Origin of the sequence: Kitasatospora sp. NPDC097605 (assembly GCF_040302725.1) — a bacterium.
Taxonomy (GTDB): domain Bacteria; phylum Actinomycetota; class Actinomycetes; order Streptomycetales; family Streptomycetaceae; genus Kitasatospora.
The window spans coordinates 26,127-51,466 of sequence record NZ_JBEOSF010000043.1 but is presented as its reverse complement, the minus strand read 5'-3'; the positions used below and the strand labels follow the sequence as shown (position 1 = coordinate 51,466).

The following is a 25,340-nucleotide window of genomic DNA, read 5'->3' as shown; positions in this document are numbered from 1 at the left end:
CGTGCCGCTTCCCGACCCCCGGCGGTCCCGGATCGTGCTCGTCGGCGCGAGCGACTACACGGACCCGGACCTGCCGGACCTCCCGGCGGTCCGGGACACCGTCACCGACCTGGCGAAGGTGTTCACCGACCCGGACCACGGCATCGTGCCCGAGGAGAACTGCGCCGTCCTGCTGAACGACGGCGACCTGTTGCGGGTCGGCCGGCAGCTGCGGCACGCCGCGACGACGGCCGAGGACCTGCTGCTGGTCTACTTCGCCGGACACGGGCTGGTCGGCGGGCGCCGGCACGACCTCTATCTGGCGCTGCCCTACAGCGAGTACGAGGCGCCGGAGTTCAACTCCGTCGAGTACGACAAGCTGCGCGCCACCGTGCTGAACAGCCGCGCCACCACCAAGATCATCGTGCTGGACTGCTGCTTCTCCGGCCGCGCCGTCAACGACACCATGGCCGGCGCCCGTGACACCATCAACCAGCTCCAGGTCGCGGGCACCTACGTCCTCGCCTCCGCCCCGCACGACCAGGTCGCCCTCTCCCCGCCCAACGAGAAGCACACCGCCTTCTCCGGGCGGCTCATCCGGCTGCTGCGCGAGGGCATCGTCGGCGGCCCGGAGGAGCTCACCGTCGTGGAGCTCTACCGGCGGCTCGCCGCCGACATGCGCGCCGAGAACCTGCCCGTCCCGCGCAACCGGGGCACCGAGAACGCCGACCAGACCGCGCTCGGCCTCAACCGGGCCTTCGCCACCACCGCCGCGATCGCGCTGCGCAAGCTGCGCGAGGAAGCCGAATCGCAGGCACTGGAGGGCGACTGGACCGGCGCCGCCGAGGCTCTGCGTTCCGTGCTGGACGAGCAGACCCGCATCCTCGGCCCGGACGACGAGGACACCCTGCTCTCGCGCCGCGCCCTCGCCCACTGCCTCGGCGGCGCCGGCGACCCGGAGGAGGCCGCCCGCCTGCTGAGCCCCCTCCCCGAGGCCTACGCACAGCTGCTCGGGCGGGAACACGCGCAGACCCTGCACACCCGCCAGTTCCTCGCCGTCAACCTCGGCGAGGCGGGCCGGCGGGCGGAGGCGATCACCGTGCTGCGGATCCTGCTCGCCGACCGCAGCCGCGTCCTCGGCGGCGAGCACGAGGACACCCTGCGCACCCGGCACATGCTCGCCCGCAACCTCGCCCTCACCGGCCACCGCGAGGAGGCGGCGGCCCTGTTCCGGCAACTGATCGCCGAACGCGACCGCGTCCTCGGCCCGGACCACCCGCACACGGTCCGGGCCCGGGCGGACCTGGCGGCGCTGGAGAGGAGCGGGCAGCGTGTTTGACGACTTCAGCGACCGCGCGCGAAGGGCCGTCATCCTGGCGCGGACGCAGGCCCTCGCACACGGTCACGAACAGATCGACACCACCCACCTCCTCCTCGGCCTGCTCGACGACCGGGGAGACGCCGACAGGATCCTGACGGCGTGCGGCGTCGATCCCGGGGCCGTCCGTCAGGAGGCCGAGAGCCGCATCGGACACGGTGCGCACCACGGCTCCGTCCAGTACTCGCCCGGCGCCGAGTCGGTCTTCAAAGCGTGCCACCGCTCGGCGGCCGCGCGCGGCGACAAGGAGGTCCGGATCACGGACCTGCTGCGGGAGCTCACCGTCCGACGCCCCGGCGAGCGCGCCGCCGAGGTGTTGGCGCACTTCGGCGTCACCGGACGGAAGATCGAACTCCTCACCCTCGGAGCCGCCCTGCCGCCACCCGCTCCTCCCACGGCGCTCTCCTCCCTCACCCGGGACCTCACCGCGGCCGCGCGGGGCGACAGCGTCCGCGGCCGGCAGTCGGAGCTCGAACAGGTGACGCAGGTCCTGCGCCGGCACACCCGCAACGTCGCGCTGCTGGTGGGCGATCCGGGTGTCGGCAAGACGAGTGTGGTGCTCGGCCTGGCCGAGGCCATCGCCCAGGGCAGGGCTCCGACGGACTTCCACGGAAGGACCGTTCGGCTCCTCGACGTGGGCGCCCTGTTCGCCGACCCGAAGCACCACGGCCGGTTCACCGAGCTGATGGCCGAGCTGGTGGGCGACATCCTGGAGGTGACGGGCCTCGTCCTGTTCCTCGACAACGCCCTCGCCACGGTGCGGACGCGCGAGGGGCAGACCGAGGCGCTGACGTTCCTGCGGCCGGTCTTCGGCCATCCCGGGGTGGCCGTCGTCGCGGCCGCCACCACGGCCGAGTACCAGCGCTGGGAACGTGACTCCGGGCTCGACCGGACGATCGTGGCGGTACCGGTCCACGAGCCGGCCACGGACGACGTGCTGGAGATCCTGCGCGACGCCCGGCCCCGGCTGGTCGAGCACCACGGCGTGGAGATCACCGACGGCGCGCTGGAAGCCGCCGCCCGGCTCGCCCCCGGCCACCTGCCCGGCCAGGCCCTCCCGGGAGCCGCCGTCGACCTGCTCGACGAGGCGGCCGCGCGGGTCCGTTCCGAGCCCGCGACAGCCGGAACGGCACAGTCGGTCACCCATGCCGTGGTGGAACGCACCGCCGGCTCCTCCGTCGCCCTCCCCCGGCCGCCCGTCTCCCCACCGGTCCCCCACGACCCGTTCGTCTGGTCGATGAGCTGATCCCCCCACGCCCGCCGCGCCGGAAGCCGGGCCGGTCCGACTTCCGGCGCGCCGTCGGCCCGGGCGCTACGGCAGCTCCAGCGCCTCCCACTCGTGCGCCGCATCCCACCCGGGCTCACGGCGCGCCCACGCGGTCATGGTGGCGATCACCGGCTCGACGTCGTCGAGGAGCACCTGGAAGTGCCTGTCGGACCCGCCGTCCCGGTACTCCAACGTGTACTCACCGCCCTCCTCGTGCCACACCTGGACGTAGACATCCGGCTCGTCGGGTATCCGCTCCACCACCAGGAACCGGTCCTTCCGCTCCCCGATCCGCCGCACCAGCCCCGCCAACACCTCGACGCCCGGCCGCAGGTGGCTCTCGTCGTTCTCCGTCCGCACCGTGATCTCCAACATGACCTCAGATCCTGGCACGCCCCACTGACACCCGGCGGCGCCATCTCACTCCGGACCGACGCCGACGGCCCCGCACCCGGGAGGTGCGGGGCCGTCGACGGCACGGCGGGGCACGCCGGGACGAGACGGTCGCCCGGCGGCTGCGCCGGGTCGACGACCGGCGGATGGCGTACCTGCGGTCGCCGCACGGGGCGTTCTGCCCGGACCCGGCGGACGTGGAGGTGCGCAGCTTCGTGTCGTTCACGCTGCGGATCGGGTCAGAGCGCCCCGATCGCCGACGGCCGGGACGGCGCCGCCTGGCTGGCGGAGGTCCTGGCCGGCCTGGACGTGACGGGCGCCCACCTCGTCGGCTGCTCCTACGGCGGCTGGCTGGCCCTCAGCCACCAGCTCCACCATCCGGGCCGGGCCGCCTCGCTCACCCTGGTGGATCCGGCGGGCTTCTCCCGCGTCGGCCCGCGGTTCTACGCCTGGCTGATCGCGGGCGGGCTCGCGGCGGCCGCACCCCGGCGGCTGCGCCCCGCCCTGGCCCGCCTGGTCGGCAACGGCACCGTCCTGGAGACCGAACTGATGGGCCTGGTGCGCGCGTCGATGGGGTTCCGCCGCGCGCTGCCGGTGCCACCGGTCTTCTCCGACGAGGAGTTGGGCCGCCTGTGCGTTCCCGCCCTGTTCCTGCTCGGCGCGCGCAGTGCCCTGCACGACTCGCGCGAGGTCGCCGGGCGGATCGGGCGGCTGATGCCCTCGGCGCGGGTGGAGATCGTGCCCGGCGCCGGCCACGCGGTAACCAGCGACCGGCCGGACCTGGTGGCCGAGCGCATCCTCGGCGCCGTCGGGAATTAGCGCCATTTCGTCATCCGGCCATTCCCCGGCGGGAATTGTCGGCCTCCGGCGGCCCGCGCAGGATGGTGGCGAAGCGACCACCACGAGGGGGAAGACCACATGACCGGCACCGCACAGCAGATCGCCGACCGCTACGTCGCGCTCTGGAACGAGCCCGACCCGAAGCGGCGGCGCGAGGCGATCGAGGAGCTCTGGGCGGCGGACGGCGTCCATCTGCTCCAGCCGCCGGAGGACATGCGCGAGCGCGCGGCCGAACTCGGCTTCGCGGACAGCGTGTTGGAGGCTCGCGGGCACGACGCGCTGGAGCGGCGGGTGACCCGTGGCTACGAGCAGTTCGTGGCGGGCGGCGAGTACGCCTTCCGCGGGCAGGGGCCGGCGATCCTGGTCGGCGACGCGCTCAAGCTCACCTGGGTGATGGTGCGGCCCGGCGAGGACGAGGTGCTCGGCGGCGGGGTGGAGGTGCTGGTGCTGGACGGGGACGGCCGGATCACCACCGACTACCAGTTCCCGGGGCTCTGATCGGCCGGCCCCACACCCGGCCCCGCCCCCGACTCCGCCCCCGACTCCCGCTCCGCGTACGCGCGCAGCGCGGCGGCCGTCGCCTCGTCGACCGGCAGGAACGCCTCCAGCCGCAGTTCGGCGAGCGTGACGTCGACGGCGGTGGCGAAGGTGGTCACCGTCGTCATCAGGTGCAGCTCGCCGAACGGGCTGCGCAGGTGCAGCGGGACGGCGAAGCCGAGCTGGTCGGACCGGCCCGGAAGGTCGTCCAACGGCGGTACGTGGGCCAGGAGTTCGGCGTGCAGCTCGGGAAGGTGGGCGATCCCCGCCAGGACGTGCCGGGACCAGGCGGGGAAGTTGAGGATCCGCGGCGCGAGCCCGTCCGGGTGCAGGGCCAGCCGGTAGGCGTTGGTGCCCAGGCCGACGAGTCCGGGGGCCGCGCCGTCGGTGAGCAGGCCGAGCGCGGCGTTGGCGGCCACCACGTCGCCATTGCGGTCCACCACCAGGGCGGGGTACGGGAGATGGCCCTCCAGGATGTGGCCGAGCGCGGCACGGACGGGCGCGAGTTCCGGGCCGTCGAGCGGGCACTCGGCGTACACGGGGGCGTAACCGGCGGACAGCAGCAGCTCGTTGCGCTCGCGCAGCGGCAGGCCCAGCGACTCGGCGAGCCGGACGACCATGGCGCGTCCGGGAGTCGAGCGACCGGACTCGATGAAGCTGAGGTGACGTTGGGTGGTGCCGGCGAGGGTGGCCAGGTCGAGCTGGCTGAGGCGGCGGCCGGTGCGGCGGGCGCGGAGGGTCGAGGGGAAGTCCAGGGCAGCCAGTTGTAGCCGGACGGGGCGCTCGCCGCCATTCCCCGGAAGGAATGACGGCGGCCCCCCTGATGACCCTCGGTCCCTCAGACCCCCCGGCGCGCCGTCAGCCTGCCTGCGTCGATCGCCGCCAGCAGCGCGGCGTGGTCGGCGGCGGTCCGGTCGGCGTACAGGACGGCGAAGTCGGCGACGGCCTCGGCGAAGGCGTCCGAGCTGCCGAGGTAGCCGGCGACGGCGATCCGGTCGCCCGAGCGGGCGTGCGCGCGGGCCAGCGCCCGGCCGCAGAGGTCGGCGTAGGCGCGCAGGGCGCCGGGAGTCAGGGCGGCGACGTCGACGGAGCCCTTCATGTCGCGCAGCTGGCGCCCGTAGAAGTGCCGGCCGGCCGGGCCGGTGGTCCAGCCGAGGAAGATGTCGCTGGCCGCCTGGAGCAGCCGCTGGCCGGTGACGACGCGGTGCCCGCCGTGCACCACCGGGGCCTCGCCGGCCGGCCGGGTGGTGGGCAGGTACGGCTCCAGGACGGACCGCCCGGCCTCCTTGATCTGGAGGAACAGCGGATCGCGCTCGTCGCGGCCCTCCAGCAGGAGGATGAAGCAGCGGGTGCCGACGCTGCCGACGCCGACCACCTTGCGGGCGGCGTCGACCAGCCGGAAGCGGTCGAGCAGGACCCGGCGGTCCTCGGCGAGGGTGGCCCGGTAGTCGCCGAAGATCTTGCCGACCCGGCGCAGTTCGTCGCGCGGGACCGGTTCGATCAGCGGCGGGTCGCTGACGATCCGGCGCCGGCCCTCCTCGTCCTTCTCGGTGAGCTTGCCGAAGGCCTGCAGGCTGGTGCGGCGGCGGGCCTTGTCGAGGCTGTCCTCGACGAGCTTGCGGCGGCCCTTGCGGACCAGCGGGAGGAGGTCGGCGGTGTCGATCCGGGCGTACCAGACGTCGAGTTCACCGAAGCCGGCGAGCCGGCGCATGGCGCGGGCGTAGCCCTGCGCGGCGGTGAGCGCGGCCCGGCGGACCCGCTCCTCGGTCTGCCCGTTGTCGCGGGCGGCGACGGCCACGCTGGCGGCGAGCCGCTTGACGTCCCACTCGAAGGGGCCGGGGTAGGTCTCGTCGAAGTCGTTGACGTCGAAGAGCAGCGCCCGCTCCGGGGAGGCGTACAGGCCGAAGTTCAGCAGGTGGGCGTCGCCGCAGAGCTGGACGGTGAGGCCGGTCTCGGGGACGGCCGCGAAATCGGCGGCCATCACGGCGGCGGCGCCGCGCAGGTAGGCGAACGGCGAGTCGGCCATCCGGCCGTAGCGGATCGGGCTGAGGTCGGCGAGCCGGTCCACGGCCTGCTGCGCCAGGACGGTCAGCGGGTCGGGCCGGTCGGCGGCGGGGATCCAGCGGCCGTGGGCGGAGCGCGGGATGCGGTCGCGGGCGGCCCGGCCGCGCCGGCGGCGTTCGGTCGGACTGGTCATGCGCGACTCCTCGACTCGACGTGGCGGCGCTCCCGGGGGGCGGGCCGGCGGACGGCCGCCTTCCCCGCGACGCTAGGGCAGCGGCGGCGGGGCGGCATGTCGGGACGCGGCGCGTCGGAGCGCGGCCCATGGGGCGCGAACGCCGGGGCGGGCGTCCTGGACGCCCGCCCGCGCTCCGCCGAACGGGTGAAAGCGACCGCGCCGCTCACTCCACGTCGAAGTCCGCCATCATCGCCATGTCCTCGTGCTCCAGGTTGTGGCAGTGCAGCATGTACGACCCCGGGTAGTCGGTGAACCGCACCAGCACCTCCACCCCCTCCGCCGGCCGCAGGTCCACGGTGTCCTTCCAGCCCTCGTCGTACGGGCCCGGGTCGCCGCCGTCGCGCGACAGCACCTGGAAGGAGTTCAGGTGCACATGGACGGGGTGGTGGACGTCGCTGAAGAACCGCCAGATCTCGGTGCTGCCGAGCGCCGGGCGGGCGAGCGCGCGGCCGGGCTGGTAGAGCCGGTTGTTGATGGTCCACCCGCCGTCGCGGCTGCGGCGGAAGCCGAAGGTCCGGGTGGCGACGGCGGCCCCGGGGTCGAGCCGTTCGAGGGTGCAGAGCCGCTCGGGCACCGTCGAGTCGTCGCTGACCGGGCGCGAGCCGACCTCGAAAAGCATCACCTCCTCGGTCCGCCCGCCGCCGAAGCGGTTCATCAGCCGCACCTCGCTGCCGGGCGGGTAGCGGGAGAAGTCCACCACCAGGTCGAAGCGCTCGGCCGGCGCGATCTCGACCGCGTCGTGCGCGACGGGCTCCTCCAGCAGGCCGCCGTCGCCGCCGATCTGGACCAGCGCGTCGCCGCCGGGCGGCTGCGGGTCGAGTTCCAGCCGGTAGAGGCGGGCGTTGGAGGCGTTGAGCAGGCGCAGCCGGTAGCGGGCGCGGTCCACCTCGGCGCGCGGCCAGGGGGCGCCGTTGACCAGGATGACGTCCCCCAGGACGCCGTTCATGTAGTCGTCGGTGACGCCCGGGACGGCGAGTTCCGGGTCGGCGGCGGGGTAGGCGAAGGAGCCGTCGGCGGCGAAGGCGCGGTCGGCGAGCATCAGCGGGAGGTCGCGGTCGCCGCGCGGCAGCGGCAGGGCGTCCTCCTCGTCGTCGTGGACGAGGTGGAAGCCGGTCAGGCCGCGCCAGACGGCGGGGCCGGTGAAGCCCATCCGGTGGTCGTGGTACCAGAGGGTCGCGGCGCGCTGGTGGCCCGGGTAGGTGTATTCGCGGGTGCCGGTGGCGGTCCGGACGGCGTCGTCGGCCTCCGTGCCGGCCATTCCGGCCATTCCGGCCATCCCATGCGCGGCGAGGTGATCGCCGGACGAGCCGACCGGGAGCAGCAGGTTCACCGGGTAGCCGTCGCTCTCCGCCGGGGTGTGGCCGCCGTGCAGGTGGACCACCGTGGGCACCGGCAGCTCGTTGCGGTGGCTCGCCACGGTCCGGCGGCCGGAGCGGACGGAGAGCGTCGGCCCGGGGTAGCTGCCGCCGTACGTCCAGGCCTCGGTGCGCAGGCCGGGCAGGATCTCCAGTGAGGCGACCTTCTGGACGATCTCGTAGTGGTCCGCGGTCGCGTCGGAGCGGACCGGGGCGAGCACGGCCGGCACCGGGAGCGGCACCTGGAACGGCTCCGGCAGCGGGACCTCGCTGGTCAGCAGCAGGCCCGGCCGGCCCTCGGTCAGCAGCCGGGCGGTCGCGGGGACGGCGAAGGCCCCGAGCGCGCCGGCGCCGAGCACGGCCGCGCCGGCGCCGAGGAAGCGGCGGCGGTTCACGGCGCCACCTCCACCGGCCCGGCCCCGGTGCCGGTGCCCGTCGCCGTGCCGGAGGGCCGGGGCAGCCGCCCGGTCCCGTCCTCCGCCATCGCCGACGCCGGCGACAGCGCGGACGCGGACGTGGACGAGGACGTGGACCTGGACGCGGACAGCGTCAGCGGCAGCCGCCACACGCCGACCAGGCAGAACAGGTGCGCGCTGACCAGCAGCACGCCCAGCGTGATGTGCACGCCGATCGCCCGCTCGTAGCCGGCCCCGGTCTGCGCCCCGTCCGCCGCCAGCAGCAGCACCGCGGTCGCGAACGGCCACCACGGCCCGCACTCCCCCGCCGGCCCGGCGGCCCGCAGGACCAGCGCGGCCGCCGCCAGCTGGACGACCAGCACGCCGCCCAGCGCCATCGCGGCCACCTCGTGCGCCCGCAGCGCCGCGTAGTGGCCGTTCAGGAAGCCCGCCGCCAGTACCGTCCCGGCCAGCACCAGCGCGGCCGCGGCGGTCGCGGTGCCCCGCAGCAGCAGCCGGGGCAGGCGCACCGCCGGGGGCGCCGGCGGACGGTCCGACGAACGCGCCGAGGGGAACAGCGGCAGGCGGGACGTGCGGGTCACCGGGGGACTGCTCAACGGTCGGCCTTCTCTCTGCCGGGCGCGCCGGGGCGCGGGGGCACGCCGGGGTGGCGGACATGCCGGACGCGCTCGGCGCGGGGTGGGCGGGACGGGCGCCACGGGCACGCGGCACCGGAGCGGGGCGCGGCCGCGAGCGCGGCTGATCACCCCTCACTATCGGTGCGACGCCGCCGCTTTCCGCCCGACGCCCCCGCTGTCCCGTCTGTTCAGCGCGGCGTTGTCACCCGAACGGGCGGTGCGCCACCCCCGCGCGCACCGCCCGTTCACGCCCCCGGTCCGTACCGGGAGCTCCCCGACCCGGAGCCCGGAAGGGCCCCCAGGTCCGCCACCGGCCCTACTGCCGCCCGCCGCTCGCGGCGACCGGGCTGGTCCCCAGCAGGGCCCGGGCCGGCAGGGCCGTCGCGGCCAGGCAGAGCACCACCGCGCCGGCCGCCAGCGGCAGCGCCGTCCCGGCCGGGATGTGCGGCGCCGCACCGACGATGCCCCGGGTGATCGGCACCAGGGTGAGCCAGGCGATCACCGAGCCGACGCCCAGACCGGCCGCGGCCACCAGCAGCGCCTCCCAGCGCATCATGTGGCGCACCTGCCGCCGGGTGGTGCCGGCCAGCCGCAGCAGCGCGACCTCGCGGCGCCGGTCCAGCACCGTCATGACCAGGGTGTTGGCGGCCGTGACGGCGGCGAACCCGCCCAGCACGCCGGCCATCACCGTGTTCGCCCAGGAGCCCATCTCCTGCGACTTGTCGGCCTGCGCCGCGAAACCCGCCCGGTCGGTCACCGTCAGACCGGGGACGCCGAGGCCGGCCAGCCCCTTGGCGACCGCGGCCCGGTCGGCGCCGGGCGCGTCCGCGACCAGCACCTGGCTGTCGTACGCGGCGGTGACGTGCTCCGCGACCGCCGCCCGGGGCAGCAGCACCTGGCCGAAGCCGAGCCCGCGCTCGTACGTGGCGACCACCCGCGCCTTCGCCGCCGTGCCGTCGCCGAGCCAGAACGCGAGCTGCCCGCCGACCTCGACGTCCAGCGCGGAGGCCAGGTCGGTGGAGAGCGCGACGGTGCCCGCGGCGCGGCCCAGGTCGTCCAGCGACCCGCTGCGCATGCCCAGGTCGAGCACCCTGGGCAGCCGGGACGGGTCGCCGGTGAGGCCCAGCGCGGTGGCGGAGAGCAGCTGGTCGCCGGTCCGGTAGACGATGCCGGTGCGCAGCACGCCGACGGCGGCGTCCACACCGGGCACCTTGGCCGCCTGCTCGACGACGCCGGGCGTGGCGGGCGCTCCGGACGTGCCGGACGTGCCGGACGTGCCGGACGTTCCCGGTACGGCGACGGGCAGGCCGGGGCCGGTGCTGCCGAGCACGTGGTCGGCGGTGATGCCGGTGCGCACCTGCTCGCCGGTCTCGAACCGGATGGTGCTCTGCATGAACAGCAGGGTGCCGCAGAAGGCGGTGACCATCACGATCGGCGTGATCGCGGAGGCCAGCCGGCGGGCGTTGGCGCGGCTGTTGTCGGCCGCCAGCGAGCCGGGCGCGCCGCCCGCCCGCAGCGGCAGGCCGAGCACCCAGGCCGCCGCGCGGGCCACCCAGGGGCCGAGCAGTGCGACCGCGACCAGGAAGGACATCACCACGCCGAGCGCGGTGTTGGCGGCGTTCTCACCGTCCAGACCGGCGGCGACCCCGGCGAGCACCACGCCGCCGGCCGTGAAGACCACGCCCAGGAGGGTGCGGACGATCCCGAGCCGGGCCGGTTCGACCGCGGCCGCGCCGAGCGCCTGGCTGGCCCGCATCTTCGCCGGGCGGCGGGCGGCGAAGAAGCCGGCGGCGAGGGCGGCGAGCGTGCAGGCCGCGACGGCGACCAGCATCGGGATCGGTCCGACGGACAGCTCGACGTCCGCGGGGACGGCGCCGCGCTCCACCATCCCGTCGAACCACCAGCGGGCCAGGCCCACGCCGGGCAGGATGCCGAGCGTGGCGGCGAGCGGCGCGACCAGCATCGCCTCGGTGGCGATGGTGCGGCGGATCTGGCGCGGGGTGGCGCCGACGGCGCGCAGCAGGGCGAACTCGCGGGCCCGCTGACCGGTCGCCAGCGCGACGGTGGAGACGACCACGAACACGGCGGTCATGGTGGCGGTGCCGCCGAAGGAGCCGCCGAGCGCGATCAGCATCACCTTGGCCTCGTTGAGCAGGGGCTGCTCGACGACGCCGCGCCCCTTGCCGGTCAGCACCTCGGCGGCGCCGCCGACGGCCTGCTTCACCTGCGCGGTCAGGGTCTTGCGGTCCACGCCCTCGCGGGGCTGGACGGCGATGGCGTCGACCCGGCCGGGGTGGCCGGAGAGGCGGTCGGCCTGCTCGTCGGCGAACCAGGCGGTCGGGCCCGCCTGCTGGGAGGCGGCGAGGCCGGAGATCCGGTAGCCGCCGGTGCCGCCGGGGGCGGTGAGCGCCACGGTGGCGCCCGGCGCGAGGTGGGCGGCGCGCGCCGTGTCGGCGTCCAGCACGACCTCCCCCGCGCCGGGTGCGCGGCCCTCGACCAGCTTGTCCTGCGGGCCGGCGATGCCGAGCGCCGCGAAGCCGCGGCCGGTGAGCGGGCTCGCCGGGCCCTGGGACTCCGCGTTCGGCGCGGCGTTCGGCGCGGCGTTCTGCCCGGCGTTCTGCCCGGCGTTCTGCAGCGGGAAGGCGGTGTCCGGGCGGGCGGCCGCCACGCCGGGCTGGCCGGCGATCCTGGCCACCAGCCCCGCGTCCACCCGGGCCCGCTCGGACAGCGGCTGCTCGTGGGTGTCGGAGTCGTCGTTCTTCTTGTAGGTGATGGTGACGTTCGGATCGGCGGCCACCACGACCGGTGCCTCGGCGTACCGGACGGACGGCACCGAGGCGGTGATGCCGCTCTGCAGCAGCGTGCCGCAGCCCATGATCACGGCGGCGGCGAACAGCAGCGCGACGAAGGTGCCGGCGAAGGACGCCGGACGGAAGCGCACCGAGGCGCGGGCGAGTCCGTTGCTCATGCCGCCGCCCCCACCGGGCGCGCGGTCAGGCTGACCATCCGGTCGGCGACCGTCTTCGGGTCCGGGTGGTACAGCTCGTCGGCGAAGGCGCCGTCGGCCAGGAAGACCACCCGGTCGGCGAACGAGGCGGCCACCGGGTCGTGGGTCACCATGACGACGGTGGCGCCCATGGTGTCCACGGCGCGCCGCAGCAGGCCGAGCACCTCGTGCGCGGTCGTGGTGTCCAGCGCGCCGGTCGGCTCGTCCGCGAACAGCACGTCCGGGGCGGTGATCAGCGCGCGGGCGATCGCCACCCGCTGCTGCTGACCGCCGGACAGCTCACCGGGGCGCCTGCGGCCGAGGTCGCCGAGACCGACCTGGGCGAGCAACTCCTTGGCCTTGGCTCGGTCCTGGCGCTCCCCGGCGAGGCGCTGCGGGAGCAGCACGTTCTGCAGCACGGTCAGCGAGGGCAGCAGGTTGAAGGACTGGAAGACGAAGCCGATCCGGTTGCGGCGCAGCTTGGTGAGCCGGTCCTCGCTCAGCCGGGTGATCTCCTCGCCGCCCAGGTAGACCTCGCCGGCGGTCGGGCGGTCCAGGCCGGCCGCGCACTGCAGGAAGGTGCTCTTGCCCGAGCCGGACGGCCCCATGACGGCGGTGAAGGTGCCGTGACCGAGCGTCAGGTCGATGCCGCGCAGGGCGTGCACGGTCTCGCCGCCCCGACCGTAGCTGCGCCGGACGCCGCGCAGCTCGATCGCGGCGTGGGCGGCGGGGCGCCCGGTCGGCTCGGGCTGGGGGCGGGAACGGCGGGGTGCCATGGTGGGGCCTTCCTTCGTGGATCGTCGCCGGTCGTCGACGTGTTCCAGGCTAGGAAGGCGGGGGACGGCGGACCATCCAGGCCGCTGGCGGACCCGGGGTGGGGTTAACCCCCCGTCCGGCCCCCGGGTGACGCCAGGGGCGCGCGTTCCCGGTCGCGCGCCGCCGGTCAGATCCGCTCCGGCTCGACCCCCTCGTAGGCGGCGCGCAGGCCGGCGACCACCGGGTGGGCCGGGTCGAGGACGGTGCCGTCGATCGCGGCGAGCGGGCGGACGCCGACCCCCGCGTTGACGGCGACGGCGGCGACGAACCGGCCGAGGTCGTCCGTGGTGACGGGCTCGCGCCGCTGCGGGCCGGGGTGGGCGCCGGCCAGCAGGGCGGCGGTGACGCCGGGCAGCGCGGCGGCGTCCGGCCAGACCAGCGCGCGGCCGTCGTACAGGGCGAGGTTCCAGGTGGCGCCCTCGGCGATCCGGCCCGCCTCGTCGAGCAGCAGGGCGTCGTCGTAGCCGTCGAGTTGGGCGAGCCGGCGCTGGTGCAGCAGGCCGAACAGGCCGACGTGCTTCACCTCCGGCAGCTCGCGCCGGTGGGCGGCGGTGCGCACCCGCAGCGGCCCGGGCGCGGCGGCCGGCGCCGGGCGGGTGGTGACCAGCAGGTGGGGCACGGCGGGGGCGGAGGGGCGTTCCAGGCCTAGCGCCGGGTCGAACACGGTGACCCGGACGATCACCGGCGCGCCGTCGGCCGGCAGCGCCCGGCGGATCCGGGCGCGGACCTCCGCCCGGTCGAGCTCGGCGCCGAACACCGTCCGGCAGTCGCGGACCAGGCGGTCCAGGTGCAGCGCGAGGCCCCGGGCCCGGCCGGCCTCGGCGCGCAGGGTGGTGAAGTGCCCGTAGTTGAGCAGGCCCAGGGCCGCCAGCCGGGCCGGGTCGGCGGGGGCGCCGTCGATCTCGATCTCTGCCATGGTGTCGAGTTTCGCAGGGCGCCCCCCGCCGCGGTGGGCCTGCTCGCGGCGGGCCCACGGGGCGAGCGCCGGGCCTACGCGCCGAGCGCCGGGCCTACGGGGCAAGTGCCGGGCCTACGGGGCAAGTGCCGGGCGCGGCAGCACGCCGGCGGCCAGGCCGTCCACCAGCACCAGCACACCCGGGTGCGCCGCCCCGAGCGCCGCGCGGGCCTCCGCCGGCGACTGCCCGACACCCACCGCCGGCAGCGCCGGACCGAGCAGGGCGCCCAGCGGGGCGTCCGGCCCGGCGGTGCCGTCCGCGAGCGCCGCCGCCAGCACCTCCCGGGACACCGAGCCGACCACCTCCGCCGCACTCACCCCGTACGGGCGCGCGACCCGCGCCAGGACAGCCGGCGCGACGTCGCCCGGCACGCCGCGCAGCGCCCGCACCGCCTCCCCGACCGTCGCGCCGGCGTCGACCGTGACCAGCGGGCCGGCGTCGGCGAGCAGCGGCCGCAGGCTCTGCGGCTCCTCCAGGAAGCCCCACTGCCGCATCCAGGCGTCGCTGTGCACCTTGGAGAGGTAGGAGCGGCCCGAGTCCGGCAGCAGCACCACGACCAGGTCCTCCGGCCCCAGCCGGCGCGCCACCCGCAGCGCCGCCGCCACCGCCGTGCCGGAGGACGGCCCGGCCAGGATGCCCTCCTCGCGGGCGAGCCGGCGCGCCGTCAGCAGCGACTCGCGGTCCGGGATGCGCTCGAAGGCGTCCGCGACGTCCTTCCGGTAGGCCTGCGGCCAGCGGTCCTCGACGGTGTCGGGGTGGATGAAGTGGCCGATGCTCTCGACGTAGTACGGGCTGCCGTCACCGCCGCCGTAGACCGAGCTCTCGGGGTCGGCGCCGATCACCTCGACCCGGTCGCCGGAGGCCTCCTTCAGATGGCTCCCGGTGCCGGTGATGGTGCCGCCGGTGCCGACCCCCGCCACGAAGTGGGTCACCCGGCCGCCGGTCTGCGCCCAGATCTCCGGGCCGGTGGTACGGACGTGGGCATCGGGATTGGCCTGGTTGTCGTACTGGTCGGCGAGCCAGGCCCCGGGGGTCCCCTCGGCGAGCCGGCGGACGACGTTGAACAGGTGCGCCGGGTCCTCCAGCGGCACCGCGGTCGGCGCGAGCACCACCTCCGCGCCGTACGCCCGCAGGATGTCCGCCTTCTCCGGCGCTGCCCGGTCGGCGACCCCGGCGATCACCCGGTACCCGCGCTGGCGGCCGACGATGGCCAGGCCGATGCCGGTGTTGCCGGAGGTCGCCTCCACGATCGTCCCGCCGGGCGCCAGCCGCCCGTCCCGCTCGGCGGCCAGCACCATGGACAGCGCGGCGCGGTCCTTGACGCTGCCGCCGATGCTCAGGAACTCGGCCTTGGCGTAGACCGGCGCGGCGAGGCCGGCGCCGAGCCGGGCGAGGCGGAACAGCGGGGTCCCGCCGATCGCGTCGAGGACGGATTCGTGCACGGCGGGCGCGGGCCTGGGAGGCAGGGGGCTGGGGGGCAGGGGGCTGGTGGGCAGAGGCCTTGGGGGCATGGCGGGCTCCTCAACTCGGTGTCCGGTGGGCGAAGTCGACGCGGGCGTCCGGCGGAGCCTGCCCAGTGCGGCACGCCGGTAGGCCGGGTCGCGCGGGGTGGGCCGTCCGGGGGACTCAGCGGGTCGACGCGCCGTCCGGCGGGCGGGGGGGCGGTGGTGTCGGGGTGGTGCTGCTCCTGCGCGGGCCGGGGCTCCTCCGCGGGCCGGGGAACGCCGACCGGGACGGCCGGGGGCCGGTAGGGCGTGGCCACCGTGCGGCCCTGGGCGCGGGCGTACTCCTCGAACTGCGCGATCCGGTAGGCGAGGCCCTCCGGTTCGCCGGTGTCCGCCCAGCGCCAGGCCTCCGCCCACCACTGCGGGCCGCGCACCAGCGGGCGGCCGGCGAGCGCGAGGTGCAGGGCGAGCGTCGAGCGGGCGTAGCCGTGCACCCAGCCGTCGGCCTGCCGGTAGGCGGCGGTCTCGTCCAGGCGCAGCCGGCCGCCCTCGCTCGCGGCGGCGAGCAGCGGCGTCCAGACGGCCCCGTCGGGGTCGGGGCACGGGCGGTCGGCGACCAGCAGCACCAGCCGGCCGTCCTCCTCGCGGACGCGGTAGGGCGGGAGTTGGGGCATCCGGGCGAGGCCGAGGGCGTGCTTCCAGGAGACCACCCACAGGCCGCGCCGCAGGTAGTAGCGGACGGCGTGCTGCCAGGTCCAGTGCGCCTGCAGCCGGTAGCCGGGCAGGCCCTCGGCGGTGGCGGCGCGGTAGACCCGGTCGAGGGCGGCCGCCGCCAGGCCGCGGCCGCGGGCGGAGGGGCGGAGGTAGAGCGAGGAGACGGCCAACTGGCCCGGGCCTCTGGTCCAGTTGTCCACGGCGAGGGTGCCGACGGGCTCGGCCGCACCGGTGCCGGCGGGCTCGCCCGACCGGTCGTCCAGCAGCCAGTACCGACGGCGGTACAGCTCGCCGCCGGGCCACTCGCGGCCGCTCTCGCCGAGGCGTTCGCGCAGCCGGCGCTCCTCGGCCGGGCCGATCGCCTCCGGGTCGATGTGCTCGCCCAACTCGCCCTCGGCGCAGGAGGCGAGGTCCCGGAGCGCGAACCCACGCCCCTCGTCCTCCCCCACCGCCCGCACCCCGGGCGCCGCCGCCAACCGTTCCTGCGCCCGCCCGGCCGCCGCATCCCAGGACCTCGCCATGCGGTTCACGATAGCGAGCAATCGGCACCGAATGTAATTCAGTGGACACCGAACGTGAGATCGGATACGAATTCCCTTGTTCGGAAAGCCGACTGACGAACGACTCACGAGGAGGAACCCACCCCCATGCGCCGCGACCGCACCCACGACGCGATCCTCCGGACGCGCGGACCGCCACGGCGGCCCGCCCGGTGGTAGGGGAAACCCGACCAGAGGACTCGACCTGACCGTCATGACCTCGCTGACCAGCACCGCTGCAATGAAGTGGTGCTGATTCACCGCATCCGTACCCCACGTTCGTCGGTTCCCGGCCACGCCTCCCGTCCCGGCCGTGCGCACCGCCTCCAGCGTCTCCACCGCGTCCCCCGTCCACCGGGTTCCTCCGGTCCGCCCCGCCCACCCGGCGGGCGGAGGGCGCTGTGGTGCGGCGGGTGGCTGGTCGCGGCCGGGTGGGCGGGGGCGTTCCCGCTCGCCTCCGGGCTGGGGCCGCACCGGAGTTGGGGGCTGCTCGCGGCCGCGGGGTACCTGGCGGCGGCGATCGCCGTGCTCGCGCTGCCCTCGCGGTGGGCGCGCGCCTGCTCGGTGACGGTCGCGCTGGCCGGTGCGGTGCTCGCGCCGCTGCTCGTCCTGGTCGTGGCCGGGCAGGGGCAGAGCGAGGTCGCCGTCATCGAACGGTCGGGCGAGTTGCTGCTCCGGCACGGGACGCCGTACCTGGCCGAGCCGCAGACGGTCGCCGAGTACACCCCCTACCTGCCCGGGATGGCACTGTTCGGGCTGCCCCGCGCCCTGTTCGGCGCGGACGGATGGCCGGCCAGACTGCTCGGTGACGCCCGCCTCTGGTGCGCCGCCGCGTTCCTCGGCTGCCTGGCCACCGCCGTCCGACCGCGCGGCGTGCGTCGGGACGGCGTGCGCGCGGACGGCGTGGCCGGCGTGGCCGCAGCCGGTGGCCCGAACGTGCCCGTTCTCGCGGTGGCCGCGCTCGTCGCCTCGCCGCTGGTCGCGCTGCCGCTCTGCGTCAGCGGGGTCGACCTGCCACTGACCGGCCTCTGCGTGCTCGCTCTCGCCCTGGCCGGGCGGGCCCGCCCGTTCGCCTCCGGGTCGGCCCTCGCCCTGGCCTGCGCGCTCAAGTGGACGGCCTGGCCCGCTGTCGCGGTGGCCGTCGCCCTGCTCGCCGCCACCGTCGGGTGCCGGGCCGCGCTGCGGGTGCTCGCCACTGCCGTCACCGGCACGGCCGCGCTCGTCCTGCCGTGCGCCCTGCGCGCACCGGGGCCACTGGTGGAGCAGGTGTTCGCGTTCCCCACCGGTCGCGGCGCGCTGCCCACCCCGGCGAGCAGCCCGCTGCCCGGCCGGCTGCTCGCCGACCTCGGCCCGGGCGGCTGGTACGCGGCGCTCGCCCTGCTGCTGCTCGCCGGGCTGTCCGTCGCCGCGTCCCTCGTCCGGCATCCGCCCCGGGACGCCCTCGCCGCCGCCGACCGGCTCGCCCTCGGCCTCGCCCTGGCGTTCCTGCTCGCCCCCGCCGGCCGCTACGGCTACCTCGCCCTGCCCGCCGTGCTGGCCCTGCTCCCGCGCCTCACCCGGCTCCCGCGCCCGCCGCGCCGCACCCTCCCGCGGTCCGTCCCGGCCGCCGCCCCCCGCAACCGCACCCGCACCCGCACCCGCACCCGCACACCCCAGGTGGTCACCGTCCCATGACCGGCACGCTCATCGTCACCAACGACTTCCCGCCCCGGCAGGGCGGCATCGAGACCTTCGTCCACGCGATGGCCACCCGGCTGCCCGCCGACGAGGTCGTCGTCTACACCTCCGGCGAACCGGGCGCCGCCCGCCACGACGCCGCGCTCCCGTTCCCGGTGGTCCGCGACCGGGCCCGGATGCTGCTCCCCACTCCCCGGGTGACCCGCCGGGCCGCCGAACTCGCCCGGGCGCACGGCTGCGACCGGGTCTGGTTCGGCGCCGCCGCCCCGCTCGCCGCGATGACCCCGGCGCTGCGCCGGCAGGCCCCCGGCATCCGGCGCACCGTCGCCACCACCCACGGCCACGAGATCTGGTGGGCCCGCACCCCCGTCGCCCGGCGCCTGCTGCGGAGGATCGGCGACAGCGTCGACGTCGTCACCTACCTCGGCGACCACACCCGCAACCGGATCGCCCCCGCCCTCGGCCCCTCGGCCCGTCTCGAACGGCTGGTCCCGGGCGTCGACACCGACCTGTTCCGCCCGCGCCCCCGGGAGGCCGACCCGCAGGCACCGGTGATCCTCTGCGTGGCGCGGCTCGTCCCCCGCAAGGGCCAGGACACCCTGATACGAGCGCTCCCGCTGATCCGCCGCGCCGTGCCGGGCGCGGTGCTCGTCCTGGTCGGCCAGGGGCCCGACGAACGTCGCCTGCGCGACCTCGCCCGCCGCCTCACCGCCCCCGGCGCCGTCGTCTTCGCCGGCGGCCGCGACCACGCCGACACCCCCGCCGCCTACGCCGCCGCCGACGTCTTCGCGATGCCCTGCCGCACCCGCCGGGCCGGCCTGGAGGCGGAGGGCCTCGGCATCGTCTTCCTGGAGGCCGCCGCCGCCGGCCTGCCGGTCGTCGTCGGCCGCTCCGGCGGCGCCCCGGACGCCGTGCTCGACGGCGTCAACGGCACCGTCGTCGACGGCCGCGACCCGTCGGCCGTCGCCACCGCGATCACCCGCATCCTCCAGGCCCCCGCCCCCGACCGCACCCGCATGGCCACCGCCGGCCGCACCTGGGTCCGCACCGAGTGGTCCTGGGACACCACCGCCCACCGCCTGACCACCCTCCTGACCGGGGAAAGCCTCACCCCGCCCCACGCCCCGATCAACCACTCCCCCTCAACAAGCCCATGACATCACCTCGGGCCATCGACCAAGGCCCCAACCGCACCGGCCCAGGCCACGGACCGACCCACACCACCCACCGGAGCACCCCCACGCCGCCGGCCCGGCCCGCCGCCCCCGCCCCACATCCACACCGGCCGGCCGGCCGACAGCCCCAACCCCAGCCACGAACCGACCAGCACCGCCCACCGGATCACCCCGCCACGTCCGTCCGCACCCCTGACCGACCAACAGCACCCGGCGCAACACCTCTCACCGCCGGCCTGGCCCGCCGCCCCCACCCCACATCCACACCCGCCGGCCGACAGCCCCAACCCCAGCCACGAACCGACCGACACCACGCAGCCCAAGTACCCCGCCACATCCGTCCGCGCCCGACCGACCAGCACGCCCGGCGCAGCGCCCCCACGCCACCCTCCCGGTCCGCCGGCCCCCATCCGCACCCGCCGGCCGCCGGCGGAGACGGCGTGTGGCCTGAGCCGGAGATTCGGCGGCGAATCTCCGGCTCAGGCCACCAGGGAGCTCCCGACGCAAATAGGCGGATGGCTCGTGGAGTTGACGGGGAGTCCGTCCGGTCAGGACCCGCCTGAACCGTCCTGCTCCGAGGGGTCCTCGGCCGAAGCTCCGGAATCCGGGCCCTGCTTGGGCGGGCGGCCGCGGCGGGGGATCCGGGCGGCGCCGCCGGGCATCCGGCCCGCGTCGGCGAGGGCGCGGCGGAGCAGGAACTCGATCTGCGCGTTGGTGCTGCGCAGGTCGTCCGCGGCCCAACGGGCGAGCGCGTCGTGAACTGAAGGGTCCAGTCGCAACAGGAGCTTCTTCCGTTCCGTCGCCAAGGCCTCGCCTTACTGGTAGAGGGAGCCCGTGTTCACGACGGGCTGGGTGCCGCGGTCGCCGCAGAGCACCACCAACAGGTTGCTCACCATGGCGGCCTTCCGCTCCTCGTCCAGGTCCACGACATCGCGTTCGGCGAGCCGGTCCAGCGCCTCCTCGACCATGCCGACGGCGCCCTCGACGATCAGTCGGCGTGCCGCGACCACGGCCCCGGCCTGCTGACGCTGGAGCATCACCTGCGCGACCTCCGGAGCATACGCGAGCCTGGTGATCCGGGACTCCACGACCCGCACACCCGCCGAGGCGACCCGGGCGGCGATCTCCGCGGAGAGCTTGCGGGCGACCTCCTCCGCACCGTCGCGCAGCGACAACTGGCCCTCCTGGTGGGCGTCGTACGGGTAGCTGGTGGCGATGTGCCGCACGGCCGTCTCGGTCTGGATGGCGACGAAGTCGGCGTAGTCGTCCACCTCGAAGACCGCCATCGCGGTGTCCTCGACCTGCCAGACCACCACGGCGGCCATCTCGATCGGGTTGCCGTCGGCGTCGTTGACCTTGGTGGTCTCGGTCTCGTGGTTGCGGATCCGGGTGGAGATCCGGTGCCGGTTGGTGAACGGGTTCAGCCAGGTCAGGCCCGCGGTGCGGACGGTGCCCCGGTAGCGCCCGAGCAGCTGGACCACCCGGGCCTCGCCGGGCGAGACCACCGTCAGGCCGAACGTCATCAGCAGCGAGCCGAGCGCCACCAGCGGCCCGACGGCCACCAGCGCGATTCCCAGCCCCCGGCTGCCGTCCGAGAGTTGGACGCCACCCGCGACGGCGGCCCCGACCCCGGCGACCAGACCGAGCAGGGTCGCGCCGAGCATCGGCAGGCCGGCCCGCCCGGTGATCACCCGTTCGCTGATCCCCGGGGCCGGGAGGTCCAGAACGAGGCCGTCCTCGACGGGGACACGCGGTGTGGTCATGGGAGCGACTCCTTCGGCGAGCATCGGCATCCGATAGCAAAGTGATAACACTTTTTTGCGCCGCCAGGCCACTCCCCGATGTCGACCACTGCTCGGCCGGACTACTCGCCGCGCAGGTCGGCGAGGTGGGCCAGGACGGCGAGGACCCGGCGGTTGCCCTCGACCGGGTCGAGGTCGAGCTTCATGAAGATGTTCCCGCAGTGCTTCACCACCGACGCCTCGGTGATGCTCAGCCGGGCGCCGACGGTCTGGTTGTTGAGGCCCTCCGCCATCAGCCCCAGCACCTCGCGCTCGCGCGGGGTGAGCCGGGTGATCGGTCGGTCGGCGGACTGCTGCCGGAGCAGCACCCGGACCACGTCCGGGTCGATCACGGTCTCCCCGGCCGCCACCCGGCGCAGCGCGTCCAGGAACTCGGACACCTCGCCCACCCGGTCCTTGAGCAGGTAGCCGAGCCCGGCCCGCTGCGCGCCCGCCGCGCCGAGCAGCCGGGTGGCGTACGGGGTGGCCACGTACTGGGAGAGGACGAGGACGGGCAGGCCGCGGTGGCGTTCGCGCAGGTCGAGGGCGGCGCGCAGTCCCTCGTCCTGGAAGCCGGGCGGCATCCGGACGTCGGTGACGACGACGTCCGGGCGGTCCGCGTCCACGGCGGCGGCGAGGGCGTCCGCGTCACCGACGGCCGCGACCACCTCGTGGCCGCCCCGGGTGAGCAGTTCGACCAGGCCGGCCCGGAGCAGCACGGCGTCCTCGGCGATGACTAGCCGGAGCACGGCACCTCCAGCCGGAGGCGGGTCGGCCCGCCGCTCGGACTCGTCACCATCAGCCGTCCTCTCAGGATCGCCACCCGGTCGGCCAGCCCCTGGAGCCCGGCCCCGGCGGCCGGGTCGGCCCCGCCGCGGCCGTCGTCGGTCACCTGGAGCACCAGCCGGCCGCCCACCATCCGCCCGTGCACGGTGATGGCGGTGGCGCCGCTGTGCTTGGCGGCGTTGGTGAGCGCCTCGGTGACGGTGAAGTAGGCGGTGGACTCGACCGGGCCGGGCAGTCGTCCGGGCAGGTCGAGGTCCACCTCGACGGGGATCGGGTGGCGCAGCGCGACCTCGGTGACGGCGGCGGCCAGCCCGTGGTCGGTGAGCACCTGCGGGTGGATGCCGCGGACCAGGCCGCGCAGCTGCTCCAACGCCTGCCGGGCCTCGCCCCGGGCCCGGTCGACCAGGTCGAGCACCGGGTCGCCGTCCGCAGCCCCGCCCGGAGCGTCGGCGCGTTCGCGCAGCTCGTGGGCGGCCAGGCCGAGGGTCATGGTGAGGGCGACGAGCTGCTGCTGGGCGCCGTCGTGCAGATCCCGTTCGATGCGGCGCCGCTCGGCCTCGAAGGCGTCCACCAGCCGGGCCCGGGAGCGGGTCAGTTCGACGACCTGCCGCCCGAGGTCCTCCTCGCGGGGGCCGAGCAGCAGCCGGGCCAGCCGGACGTGGACGGTGGTGAGCAGCGCCGCGGCGTAGCTGCCGAGCAGGAGCCCGGCCAGGCCGACGGCGGTGGCGGGCAGCGCCTCCAGCGGTCCGGGGACGGCGTGGCCGGGAATCAGCATGACGGTCTCCGGGGCCAGCGCCCAGACCACGACGGGGCTGATGACCAGTGCCACGGAGAACACCAGCAGGGCGATGAGGCCGAATCCGGCGACGGTGAGCGGCGGACCGACGAGCACGGTGTGGGCGAGTTCGCGCCAGGTCGCGCGTTCGCGCACCCGGGTCCGGATCCGGGCGCGACGGCCGGCCCCGGGCAGCGCGCGGTGCGGGTCGGGCACCGGCAGCGGTTCGACGAGCCGCAGCCGTCGCCGCTCCAGGGCGCCGACCGGCAGGCCCGAGAGGGCGACCGCCAGGAGCAGCGGCAGGCCGACGCCGATGACCGAGAGCCCGAGGCCGAGGACGGTGAGGACGGCCAGCAGGACGACCACCACCAGCCCCATCAGGGCGCCGCCGACCAGGTAGGCCCAGCAGCGCAGCGAGTCGCCGGTGAAGGGGAAGCGGAGCGGGCGGGCGCGCAGCGCGGCCTGGACGGCGACGTCCGGCGAGGACGAGGACGAGGGCGACGGCGGCGGCGTGTCGGCCGTGCCGTCCGCCTCGACGTACTCCTCCGTCGCCCGCCCCGTGCCCATCGGGCCACCCTAACCGACCGGCTGACGCTCCCTCCGGCTCCGGCGGCCGGTGCGCCCGGGGCCGCGCCGTCCGTCGTCCGGGGCGGCGGGCGGCCGGCGGGTGAGCGCGACGGCGGCGATCACGGCGAGGCCGCCGACCAGGGTGTTCCAGCCGACGGGTTCGGCGAGCAGCAGCGCGCCGAGCGCCGTCGACCAGAGCGGTGTCACATAGGTGACGGCGGCGGCCACGGCGGTCCCGGCGGCGCGGACCAGGTCGAGGTTGAGAACGTAGGCGACACCGGTGCCGAGCGCGCCGAGCACCAGCAGGGCCGCCCCAGCACCGGCGCCCGGCCAGTGCGGCACACCGGCGGCGATCGGGGCGGCGACGGCGAGTTCGGCGGCGCCGCAGGTGATCTGGGCGGCGGACAGGGCGGCGGCCGAGTGCGGGCGGGCGGAGAGGTGGCGGCGCAGGTAGGCGAAGCCGGCGCCGTAGCAGCAGGTCGCGGCCAGGCAGGCGAGGCCGCCGGTCACCACCGCGGACCCCGAGCCGGAGCCGGACGCGGGGGCGGACCCGTGCCAGACCCCGAGCAGGGTGAGCACCCCGGCGAAGCCGAGGACGAGCCCGGCGATCCGGCGCTGCCCCGGACGCGGCTCCCCGGGGACCACGGCGAGCGCGAAGAGCAGGGTGAACAGCGGGGTGGTCGCGTTCATCACACCGGCCAGCACCGAGCTGACCCGGGTCTCGCCGTAGGAGAAGAGCACGAACGGCACCGCGTTCAGCAGCAGCGCGACCACCGCGCTGTGGCCCCAGGTGGCGAGGTCGCGCGGGGCGGCCTCGCGGCGGGCGGCGAGGATCGCCCACAGCGCGGCCGCCCCGAGCAGGCAGCGCCAGGCCGCCACCCAGAGCGGGGGCACCCCCGCGTCGACCGCGACCTTGATCAGGGCGAAGCTCGCCCCCCAGATCGCCGACAGGGCCATGAACCCCGGCCACCAGCGCCGTCCCATCCCGTCCACCCGTCCACCCGCCTTCCGGTCCTACCGCTCACGCCGCACCGCGCGTCGATGGACAGAGGGTGACGGGTCGCCCGACCATGAGTCCAACAAGTGATGGTGCGGCACGGATGAGGAAGTCTCATGGCTACGGAGGTGAACCTCGCCCAGCTCAGGGCGCTGGTCGCGGTGGCGGACGCGGGCGGCTTCGGGGCGGCGGCGGCCGAGCTGGGCGTGAGCCAGTCGGCGGTCTCGCACGCGGTGGCGGCGCTGGAACGGGTGCTCGGCGCGCCCGTCCTGCACCGGGGCGCCCCGGCCCGGCCGACCCCGCTGGGCGAGCGGATCCTGCCGCACGCCCGGACGGCCGTCGCCTCCGCCACCGCCGTCCGGACGATCGCCGCCCACCACTCGGGCGGCCTGACCGGGACGGTCCGGCTGGCCGCGCCGACCACCGTCTGCCAGGGCCTGCTGCCCGGGCTGCTGCGCGACTGGCGCACCGAACACCCCCGGCTCACGGTCCGGGTGTTCGAGGGCGAGGACGACGAACTGGGCGTCTGGCTGGAGGCCGGCACGGTCGACGCGGCGGTCCTGGTGGACGCGGACCCGGTGCCGCCGGGAGCGGTCGCGCTCGACGCGGACTCGATGCACGCGCTGCTGCGCCGCGACCACCCGCTCGCCGGCGAGGAGGGCGTCGACGTGGCCGACCTGGAGGACGACGACTTCCTGCTCTCCGAGGGCGGCTGCGAGCGGCACATCCGCGACGCCTACCGCCGGGCGGGCGTCCGCTTCGCGCCGCGGCACCGCATCCGGGACCTCAACACGCTGATCGGCATGGTGCACGCGGGGGTGGGGGTGTCGGTGATGCCGGCGCTGGCGCAGCCGATGCTGCCGGCGGACTGCGTGCTCGTCCCGATCCGACCGGCCGCACACCGAACGCTCACCCTCACCGGCCCGGCGAGCCGGCCGTGGTCGCCGGCGGTGACGGGCCTGCTGGCAACCGTGCACGGCGCCCCCGGGGCGACCGGCCCACACTGACCCGCTCGCCCCCGCCCGGTCCAGGATGCGCCCCGGCATGGCCACATCCCCCGCAGCCGCCGGTCCCGCTCGAACCCGCCCCCTCCACACCGGCGTCG

Annotated in this window: 22 protein-coding genes; 7 read left to right on the top strand and 15 right to left on the bottom strand. The window is 76.1% G+C overall.

What is annotated here, in order from left to right:
* Position 1: 1 nt before the first annotated feature.
* Together ABTX81_RS33335 and ABTX81_RS33330 are read left to right on the top strand one after the other, a co-directional pair.
* Entirely contained in the window at positions 2-1,318 is a 1,317-nt protein-coding gene (locus ABTX81_RS33335; protein WP_350553471.1) for a caspase, EACC1-associated type, read from the top strand.
* Complete coding sequence (locus tag ABTX81_RS33330) at positions 1,311-2,603, top strand: Clp protease N-terminal domain-containing protein (protein WP_350553469.1); 1,293 nt, start codon at positions 1,311-1,313, stop codon at positions 2,601-2,603. Before ABTX81_RS33335 ends, ABTX81_RS33330 begins: the two co-directional genes overlap by 8 nt.
* A gap of 66 nt (positions 2,604-2,669) precedes the next feature.
* On the opposite strand, the gene ABTX81_RS33325 is transcribed toward ABTX81_RS33330, so the two are convergent.
* The gene (locus ABTX81_RS33325) at positions 2,670-2,999 is read right to left on the bottom strand and encodes a hypothetical protein (RefSeq protein ID WP_502892913.1); all 330 of its coding nucleotides are present in this window, start codon (positions 2,997-2,999) and stop codon (positions 2,670-2,672) included.
* On the opposite strand from ABTX81_RS33325, the gene ABTX81_RS33320 reads away from it, so the two are divergent.
* Both ABTX81_RS33320 and ABTX81_RS33315 read left to right on the top strand, forming a co-directional pair.
* The gene (locus ABTX81_RS33320) at positions 2,958-3,836 is read left to right on the top strand and encodes an alpha/beta fold hydrolase (RefSeq protein ID WP_350553467.1); all 879 of its coding nucleotides are present in this window, start codon (positions 2,958-2,960) and stop codon (positions 3,834-3,836) included. The genes ABTX81_RS33325 and ABTX81_RS33320 overlap by 42 nt on opposite strands.
* Before the next feature lie 99 nt (positions 3,837-3,935).
* Positions 3,936-4,355, top strand: a complete 420-nt coding sequence (locus tag ABTX81_RS33315) for a hypothetical protein (protein ID WP_350553465.1) — start codon at positions 3,936-3,938, stop codon at positions 4,353-4,355.
* On the opposite strand, the gene ABTX81_RS33310 is transcribed toward ABTX81_RS33315, so the two are convergent.
* The 9 genes from ABTX81_RS33310 to ABTX81_RS33270 form a co-directional block, all read right to left on the bottom strand.
* Positions 4,334-5,149: a helix-turn-helix domain-containing protein gene (locus tag ABTX81_RS33310; protein WP_350553535.1), complete on the bottom strand. Its 816-nt coding sequence runs from the start codon at positions 5,147-5,149 to the stop codon at positions 4,334-4,336. The genes ABTX81_RS33315 and ABTX81_RS33310 overlap by 22 nt on opposite strands.
* Positions 5,150-5,232: 83 nt before the next feature.
* Positions 5,233-6,591, bottom strand: coding sequence for a DUF2252 domain-containing protein (locus ABTX81_RS33305; RefSeq protein WP_350553463.1), 1,359 nt, complete (start codon positions 6,589-6,591; stop codon positions 5,233-5,235).
* 205 nt (positions 6,592-6,796) lie between these two features.
* Positions 6,797-8,383 (bottom strand): multicopper oxidase family protein, encoded by a 1,587-nt coding sequence (locus ABTX81_RS33300; protein WP_350553461.1) that lies wholly within the window; start codon positions 8,381-8,383, stop codon positions 6,797-6,799.
* Positions 8,380-8,985 carry a hypothetical protein gene (locus tag ABTX81_RS33295; protein WP_350553459.1) on the bottom strand — a complete coding sequence of 202 codons (606 nt, stop codon included), beginning with the start codon at positions 8,983-8,985 and terminating at the stop codon, positions 8,380-8,382. Before ABTX81_RS33295 ends, ABTX81_RS33300 begins: the two co-directional genes overlap by 4 nt.
* A gap of 352 nt (positions 8,986-9,337) precedes the next feature.
* Positions 9,338-11,989, bottom strand: coding sequence for an FtsX-like permease family protein (locus tag ABTX81_RS33290; RefSeq protein WP_350553457.1), 2,652 nt, complete (start codon positions 11,987-11,989; stop codon positions 9,338-9,340).
* Positions 11,986-12,783: an ABC transporter ATP-binding protein gene (locus ABTX81_RS33285; RefSeq protein WP_350553455.1), complete on the bottom strand. Its 798-nt coding sequence runs from the start codon at positions 12,781-12,783 to the stop codon at positions 11,986-11,988. The genes ABTX81_RS33290 and ABTX81_RS33285 overlap by 4 nt, the downstream gene beginning before the upstream one ends.
* Positions 12,784-12,950: 167 nt before the next feature.
* A complete protein-coding gene (locus ABTX81_RS33280) occupies positions 12,951-13,739 on the bottom strand; it encodes an aminotransferase class IV (protein ID WP_350553454.1) in 789 nt (262 codons plus the stop codon).
* A 114-nt stretch (positions 13,740-13,853) separates the two neighbouring features.
* A complete protein-coding gene (locus tag ABTX81_RS33275) occupies positions 13,854-15,221 on the bottom strand; it encodes a pyridoxal-phosphate dependent enzyme (protein WP_350553452.1) in 1,368 nt (455 codons plus the stop codon).
* The gene (locus ABTX81_RS33270; protein ID WP_350553450.1) at positions 15,116-16,459 is read right to left on the bottom strand and encodes a GNAT family N-acetyltransferase; all 1,344 of its coding nucleotides are present in this window, start codon (positions 16,457-16,459) and stop codon (positions 15,116-15,118) included. The genes ABTX81_RS33275 and ABTX81_RS33270 overlap by 106 nt, the downstream gene beginning before the upstream one ends.
* Positions 16,460-17,002: 543 nt before the next feature.
* Between ABTX81_RS33270 and ABTX81_RS33265 the strand changes: the two genes are divergently transcribed.
* Both ABTX81_RS33265 and ABTX81_RS33260 read left to right on the top strand, forming a co-directional pair.
* The gene (locus ABTX81_RS33265) at positions 17,003-18,151 is read left to right on the top strand and encodes a glycosyltransferase 87 family protein (protein WP_350553448.1); all 1,149 of its coding nucleotides are present in this window, start codon (positions 17,003-17,005) and stop codon (positions 18,149-18,151) included.
* Entirely contained in the window at positions 18,148-19,311 is a 1,164-nt protein-coding gene (locus ABTX81_RS33260; protein WP_350553446.1) for a glycosyltransferase family 4 protein, read from the top strand. The genes ABTX81_RS33265 and ABTX81_RS33260 overlap by 4 nt, the downstream gene beginning before the upstream one ends.
* Positions 19,312-19,877: 566 nt before the next feature.
* Here ABTX81_RS33260 and ABTX81_RS33255 read toward each other — a convergent pair.
* The 5 genes from ABTX81_RS33255 to ABTX81_RS33235 form a co-directional block, all read right to left on the bottom strand.
* Positions 19,878-20,135 carry a type II toxin-antitoxin system antitoxin gene (locus ABTX81_RS33255; protein WP_350553444.1) on the bottom strand — a complete coding sequence of 86 codons (258 nt, stop codon included), beginning with the start codon at positions 20,133-20,135 and terminating at the stop codon, positions 19,878-19,880.
* A gap of 9 nt (positions 20,136-20,144) precedes the next feature.
* Entirely contained in the window at positions 20,145-21,092 is a 948-nt protein-coding gene (locus ABTX81_RS33250; RefSeq protein ID WP_350553442.1) for an SPFH domain-containing protein, read from the bottom strand.
* Between the two features lie 101 nt (positions 21,093-21,193).
* Positions 21,194-21,859, bottom strand: coding sequence for a response regulator (locus ABTX81_RS33245; RefSeq protein ID WP_350553440.1), 666 nt, complete (start codon positions 21,857-21,859; stop codon positions 21,194-21,196).
* Positions 21,847-23,238 (bottom strand): sensor histidine kinase, encoded by a 1,392-nt coding sequence (locus tag ABTX81_RS33240; protein WP_350553438.1) that lies wholly within the window; start codon positions 23,236-23,238, stop codon positions 21,847-21,849. The genes ABTX81_RS33245 and ABTX81_RS33240 overlap by 13 nt, the downstream gene beginning before the upstream one ends.
* Before the next feature lie 9 nt (positions 23,239-23,247).
* Complete coding sequence (locus tag ABTX81_RS33235; RefSeq protein ID WP_350553533.1) at positions 23,248-24,222, bottom strand: DMT family transporter; 975 nt, start codon at positions 24,220-24,222, stop codon at positions 23,248-23,250.
* 129 nt (positions 24,223-24,351) lie between these two features.
* Here ABTX81_RS33235 and ABTX81_RS33230 point away from each other — a divergent pair, with 129 nt between their 5' ends.
* On the top strand, positions 24,352-25,242 hold the full coding sequence (locus tag ABTX81_RS33230; RefSeq protein WP_350553436.1) for a LysR family transcriptional regulator: 891 nt from the start codon (positions 24,352-24,354) through the stop codon (positions 25,240-25,242).
* The last annotated feature ends 98 nt before the right edge of the window (positions 25,243-25,340 follow it).